The sequence below is a fragment of the Mesorhizobium intechi genome (assembly GCF_002879535.1).
GTDB classification, from domain to species: Bacteria; Pseudomonadota; Alphaproteobacteria; order Rhizobiales; family Rhizobiaceae; genus Mesorhizobium; species Mesorhizobium intechi.
This window is the reverse complement of record NZ_PNOT02000242.1, coordinates 1-6,154: the sequence shown is the minus strand read 5'-3', so window position 1 is coordinate 6,154 and position 6,154 is coordinate 1. Positions and strand designations below refer to the sequence as shown.

At 61.7% G+C, this 6,154-nt stretch carries 7 protein-coding genes; all 7 read right to left on the bottom strand.

Annotation, left to right across the window (positions count from 1 at the left end; genetic code table 11):
• A partial coding sequence (locus C1D09_RS21335; protein WP_246135825.1) for a GDSL-type esterase/lipase family protein occupies positions 1-408 on the bottom strand: 408 nt, incomplete at its 3' end.
• Entirely contained in the window at positions 405-821 is a 417-nt protein-coding gene (locus tag C1D09_RS21330) for a hypothetical protein (RefSeq protein ID WP_143976177.1), read from the bottom strand. The genes C1D09_RS21330 and C1D09_RS21335, both read right to left, overlap by 4 nt.
• 15 nt (positions 822-836) lie before the next feature.
• A complete protein-coding gene (locus C1D09_RS21325; protein WP_143976176.1) occupies positions 837-2,228 on the bottom strand; it encodes a pyruvate dehydrogenase complex dihydrolipoamide acetyltransferase in 1,392 nt (463 codons plus the stop codon).
• 18 nt (positions 2,229-2,246) lie between these two features.
• Positions 2,247-3,632 (bottom strand): pyruvate dehydrogenase complex E1 component subunit beta, encoded by a 1,386-nt coding sequence (locus C1D09_RS21320; protein ID WP_143976175.1) that lies wholly within the window; start codon positions 3,630-3,632, stop codon positions 2,247-2,249.
• A gap of 14 nt (positions 3,633-3,646) precedes the next feature.
• Entirely contained in the window at positions 3,647-4,684 is a 1,038-nt protein-coding gene (gene pdhA, locus C1D09_RS21315) for a pyruvate dehydrogenase (acetyl-transferring) E1 component subunit alpha (protein ID WP_143976174.1), read from the bottom strand.
• A gap of 193 nt (positions 4,685-4,877) precedes the next feature.
• Positions 4,878-5,201: an FtsB family cell division protein gene (locus tag C1D09_RS21310; RefSeq protein ID WP_143976173.1), complete on the bottom strand. Its 324-nt coding sequence runs from the start codon at positions 5,199-5,201 to the stop codon at positions 4,878-4,880.
• A 156-nt stretch (positions 5,202-5,357) separates the two neighbouring features.
• A partial coding sequence (gene eno / locus C1D09_RS21305) for a phosphopyruvate hydratase (RefSeq protein WP_143976172.1) occupies positions 5,358-6,154 on the bottom strand: 797 nt, incomplete at its 5' end.

Genomic DNA, 6,154 nt, shown 5'->3' with positions numbered 1-6,154 from the left:
GCTTACAACAGGCGGCGACACAACGAGTATCCGTGGCGCCGGCCAGTCGAACGGATAGTCATGGCCACGCACGATGTCGATCAGCCGTTGGATGCCTTGCTTGGCCGCCACCGGATTGCCGTGGATCCACGGCTTCATGTCGTTGGCACCGAGCATGATGACGATCAGGTCAATCGGTGCATGTGTCGTCAGCACCGTCGGCAACAGCCGCGCGCCGTTGCGATCGGCACCTGCCAGATGATCGTCGAAGGCCGTGGTGCGGCCATTGAGTCCGTCGGCGATAGCCTGGACGTCCCTTCCAAGGCCGGCCTGCAGGACGCTTGGCCAACGGTCTTCCAGCGCATGGCGCCCGCCTTCGGCGTTGTAACCCCAGGTCAGCGAGTCGCCGTAGCAAAGCACCGTCTTCATGCGTTCACCTGTGCATTCATCAAACCGCGTCCCACCCGCCAGCGTACGAACAGCCAGTGAACCAGCACCGTGGCCAGGCCTGGCAAGACCAGGCCGGCGACGATTGGAAGGTCACCTCCCCACCGGCGCTTGTCGACCGGCTGCGAGAACGTCCAGCCGATCAGGCCGAGCCCGACAAGCACGAACAGGACGATGGTGCAAAGGGCCAGCCAGTCGATGATCGCGGGTGCATTCGAAAAGAACTGCGCGACGAAAAACACGATCGTCACGACGATGGTGACAAGCGCGGACGCCATGAACACCAGAATGTATTCTTCCTGCACGTCGGTTGCGATGGCCAGTCCAAGCGCGACCAAACCGCCGGCAAACCAGGAAATAAAGAAGGCGAAAAGGCTGGTGAAGAATTTCCGCACGAGCCTTTTCCTTTCCTAGACCAGCATGCCCATCGGGTTCTCGATGAGCCGCTTGAAGGCGACCAGCAGCTCCGCGCCAAGGGCTCCATCCACCGCGCGATGGTCGGTCGACAGCGTCACCGACATCACGGTGGCGATTTTGATCTCGCCATTCTTGACCACCGCCCGCTCCTCGCCGGCGCCGACCGCCAGGATGGTCGCATGCGGCGGGTTGATGACGGCGGCGAAATCCTTGATGCCGAACATGCCGAGATTGGAGACGGCGGTGGTGCCGCCCTGATACTCTTCCGGCTTCAGCTTGCGGCTGCGGGCGCGGCTGGCCAGGTCCTTCATCTCGTTGGAGATGGTCGACAGCGTCTTTTCATCCGCATGCCGAATGATCGGCGTGATCAGGCCACCGGGGATCGACACGGCGACGCCGACATCGGCATGCTTGTGCTTGACCATGGCGCTTTCGGTCCACGAGGCATTGGCATCCGGCACAGCCTTCAGCGCCATAGCCATCGCCTTGATGACCATGTCGTTGACCGACAGCTTGTAGGCGGGAGCCTCGCCCTTGTCCGACTTCTTCATCGGGGCGGCGGCATTGATCTGGGTGCGCAGCGCCAGCAGCGCATCGAGCTCGCAGTCGAGCGTGAGATAAAAATGCGGGATGGTGGACTTGGCCTCGACCAGGCGGCGCGCGATGGTCTTGCGCATATTGTCGTGCGGGACGAGTTCGTAGGAGCCTTGCTCGAACAACTTCAGCACCTGGTCGTCCGACATCGCTTTCACCGCCGGAGCAGCGGCGACAGGCGCACCGGCCGGAGCCTTGGCGGCGGGCGCTGCCTTGGCGCCGCCGCCCGCAATCGCGGCATCGACATCGGCCTTCACCACCCGGCCATGCGGGCCGGTGCCGGTCACGGCCGACACATCGACGCCGGCCTCCTTGGCGATACGCCGCGCAAGCGGCGATGCAAAGGTGCGCTCGCCAGTCGCATGGCCATTGGCGACCGGAGCCGAGTCCGCCTTCGGAGCGGCTGCGGCAGCAGGTTCAGCCTTTGGTGCCTCAGCCTTGGGTGCTTCAGCCTTGGGTGCCTCAGCCTTGGGAGCGTCCGCTTTCGGCGCTTCGGCTTTCGCCGGCGCGGCAGCGCCACCGCTTTTCGCGGCAGCATCCGCATCCTCGCCCTCGGCGGCAAGCACGGCGATCACTGCGTTGACCTTGACGCCTTCGGTGCCGGCGGGAACGACGAGCTTGGCAACCGTGCCCTCGTCGACGGCCTCGACCTCCATCGTCGCCTTGTCGGTCTCGATCTCGGCGATGACATCGCCCGGCGAAACCTTATCGCCTTCCTTGACCAGCCACTTCGACAGATTGCCCTCTTCCATCGTGGGCGAGAGCGCCGGCATGGTGATGTTGATTGGCATTTTATCCTCCCGGCCGGTTCAGCGATACGTGACGGCTTTGACCGCCTCGATGACCTCGCCGACATTCGGCAAGGCCAGCTTTTCAAGGTTGGCCGCATAGGGCATCGGCACATCCTTGCCGGCGATGGTGATGACCGGCGCGTCGAGGAAATCGAAGGCGCGTTGCGACACCTGGCTGGCGATATGGTCGCCGACCGAGCTTTGCGGGAAGCCTTCTTCGACCACGACAAGCCGGTTGGTCTTCTTGACCGAAGCGATGATGGTGTCGAAGTCGAGCGGGCGGATGGTGCGCAGGTCGATGATCTCGGCGTCGATGCCCATGCCGCGCAATTCGGTTTCCGCCTTGACCGCATAGGTCATGCCGATGCCGAAGGAAACGATGGTGACATCCTTGCCATGCTTGTGGATGCGCGCCTTGCCGATCGGCAGCACGAAATCGTCAAGCTTCGGCACGTCGAATGACTGGCCGTAGAGGATTTCGTTCTCGAGAAAGATAACCGGATTCGGGTCGCGGATAGCTGCCTTGAGCAGTCCCTTGGCGTCGGCGGCCGTATACGGCATCACCACCTTCAGGCCAGGAATGTGGCTGTACCAGGCAGCGTAGCACTGCGAGTGCTGGGCGGCGACGCGGGCGGCAGCCCCGTTCGGTCCGCGAAACACAATCGGCGCGCCCATCTGGCCGCCCGACATATAGAGCGTCTTGGCGGCCGAATTGATGATCTGGTCGATCGCCTGCATGGCGAAGTTGAAGGTCATGAACTCGACGATCGGCTTCAACCCGGCCATCGCCGCGCCGACGCCGACGCCGGCAAAACCATGCTCGGTGATCGGCGTGTCGACGACGCGCCGCGGCCCGAATTCCTGCAGCAACCCTTGGGTGATCTTGTAGGCGCCCTGGTATTCGGCGACCTCCTCGCCCATGACGAAGACATCGCCGTCGCGGCGCATTTCCTCGGCCATGGCATCGCGCAGTGCTTCGCGCACCGTGGTCGAGACCATCTCGGTGCCCGCGGGAACATCCGGGTCTGCGGCAATCTCGCTCTTCGGCGCCGCCGCGACCGGTGCGGCGGCCTCGCTCTTCGCCGCAGCTGGCGCCGGCGCTGCGGTTTCAGCCTTGGCGGGCTCTTCGCCGATAGCTTCGCCGGCCTTGTCGGTGTCTTCGCCTTCAACCGCAAGCACGGCGATCACCGCGTTGACCTTGACGCCTTCGGTGCCGGCAGGAACCACGATCTTGGCAAGCGTGCCTTCGTCGACAGCTTCGACTTCCATTGTCGCCTTGTCGGTTTCGATCTCGGCGATGACGTCGCCGGCGACGACCTTGTCACCCTCGTTCTTCAACCACTTGGAAAGATTGCCCTCTTCCATGGTCGGCGAGAGAGCGGGCATGAGAATTTCGATCGGCATGTCCTGGCCCTCCCTTACAATACGATATCGGTCCAGAGCTCGGACGGATCCGGCTCCGCATCGTTCTGGGCAAATTCGGCGGCGTCGGCGACGATGTCTCGAACCTCCTTGTCGATGGCCTTGAGCTCGTCCTCGGTCGCCCACTTCTTCTCGGTCAACCGCGCCTTGACCTGTTCGATCGGGTCATGCTCGGAGCGCATCTTCTGCACTTCTTCCTTCGAACGGTATTTCGCAGGGTCGGACATCGAGTGACCGCGATAGCGATAGGTCTGCATCTCGAGGATGATTGGCCCGTTGCCGCCGCGGCACCATTCGGTCGCCTGATCGCCGGCGGATTTGACCGCGCGCACATCCATGCCGTCGACCTGGATGCCGGGAATCTTGAACGAAGCGCCGCGATGCGAAAAATTGGTTTCGGCCGACGAGCGCGACACCGAGGTGCCCATGGCGTAGCGATTGTTCTCGATGATGTAGATCACCGGCAGCTTCCACAGCGAGGCCATGTTGAAGCTTTCATAGACCTGGCCCTGGTTGGCCGCGCCGTCACCGAAATAGGTCAGCGAAACGTTGTTGTTGTCGCGGTAGCGGTTGGCGAAGGCCAGGCCCGTGCCGAGCGACACCTGCGCACCGACAATGCCGTGGCCGCCGTAAAAATGCTTCTCCTTGGAGAACATGTGCATGGAGCCGCCCTTGCCCCTGGACAGGCCGCCACGGCGTCCGGTCAGTTCGGCCATGACGCCGCGCGGGGAAAGCTCCATGGCCAGCATGTGGCCATGGTCACGATAGGCTGTGATCATCTGGTCGCCATCGATCAACGCCATCTTCATGCCGGTGACGACAGCTTCCTGGCCGATATAGAGATGGCAGAAACCGCCGATGAAGCCCATGCCGTAGAGCTGGCCGGCCTTTTCCTCGAAGCGGCGGATGAGCAGCATGTGCCGGTAGGCGGCAAGCTCCTCATCCTTGGTGAATTCAGCAGGCTTGGGCGCGGAAAGCCCTGATTTGCCTTCGGATTTGGATTTGGCAGGCGCTTTTCTGGCTGCGGTGGCCATGCATCACTCCCTGTTGGCGTCTCTTTGCGGACATTAGGGCAGGATGAAATCCGCCCTGGGAAGATCAGCTCTCCCCACCGATTTATGCAAGGCTAACACGCGCTAGAGCGTTGCGCCATGACGAATTTGCATAGCTGGCATGCGCCTAAGCGATTAAAATCATTGAAAATATTGGCGATTAACTGAACTTCAGTTATTTCACCGACGCCGGCAGCATGATGGTGATTTCATCGGCCTGGGACAGATTGAGCGCCCTGCGCGCCTGTTCGTCAAGCATGTCCTTCTCCAGCGTGCCGTCATGCATTAGCCGAACGCGCCGTTCGAGTTCCATACGGCGGGCCTTGATCGCATCGAGCTGAGCCTGCAGCGCAACCGTCTGGGCTTCCAGCTGATATTTCGAATTGATGCCGAACTCGCCGTGATAGGCATGGAAGCCGAAATAGGCCAGGAACACCACGCATAGCGAAGGGACGATCAGCCGGCCGGTATTTCTCTGCTTGTGCTGACGCGTCCACATGACCGATTCCCCATGGCCGCAAACTCAAACGACCCGCAACCTTTTTCGCCTGATTGTGCTTAACGGACGGTTACGGCGACCGACCCCTGGCGAGCGAAATGAAAAAGGGCGGGAATGATCCCGCCCTCGCGCAGTATCCGAGCTCAATGTTGCGTTTCAGCCCTTGATCACCGACTTGCCGGCGTAACGTGCCTGCCTGCCAAGCTCTTCCTCGATACGGATCAGTTGGTTATATTTGGCCATGCGATCGGAGCGCGAGAGCGAACCGGTCTTGATCTGCCCGCAATTGGTGGCGACGGCGAGATCGGCGATGGTCGAATCCTCGGTTTCGCCCGAACGGTGCGACATGACAGCGGTGTAGCCGGCCTTGTGCGCGGTCTCGACGGCATCGAGCGTTTCCGTCAGCGAGCCGATCTGGTTGACCTTGACCAGGATCGAATTGGCAACGCCCATGCGGATACCATCGCGCAGACGCGCCGTGTTGGTGACGAAGAGGTCGTCGCCGACCAGCTGCGTCTTCTTGCCGATCAGGTCTGTCAGATACTTCCAGCCTTCCCAATCGTCCTCGGCAAGGCCGTCCTCGATCGAGATGATCGGATAGTCGGCGGCGAGCTTGGCGAGGTACTTGGCCTGCGCCTTGGGATCGCGCGTCTTCTTCTCGCCTTCATAGACATAATTGCCGTCCTTGAAGAACTCGGTGGCGGCGCAATCGAGGCCGAGTGCAATGTCCTCGCCTGGCTTGAAGCCTGCCTTTTCGATCGATTCCATGATGAAATCGAGCGCCACCGGCGCGCTCTTCAGGTTCGGGGCAAAGCCGCCCTCGTCGCCGACATTGGTGTTATGGCCGGCATCCTTCAGCTTCTTGCGCAGCGTGTGGAAAATTTCCGAGCCCCAGCGCACGCCTTCTCGCAAAGTCGGCGCACCGACCGGCAGGATCATGAATTCCTGGAAGT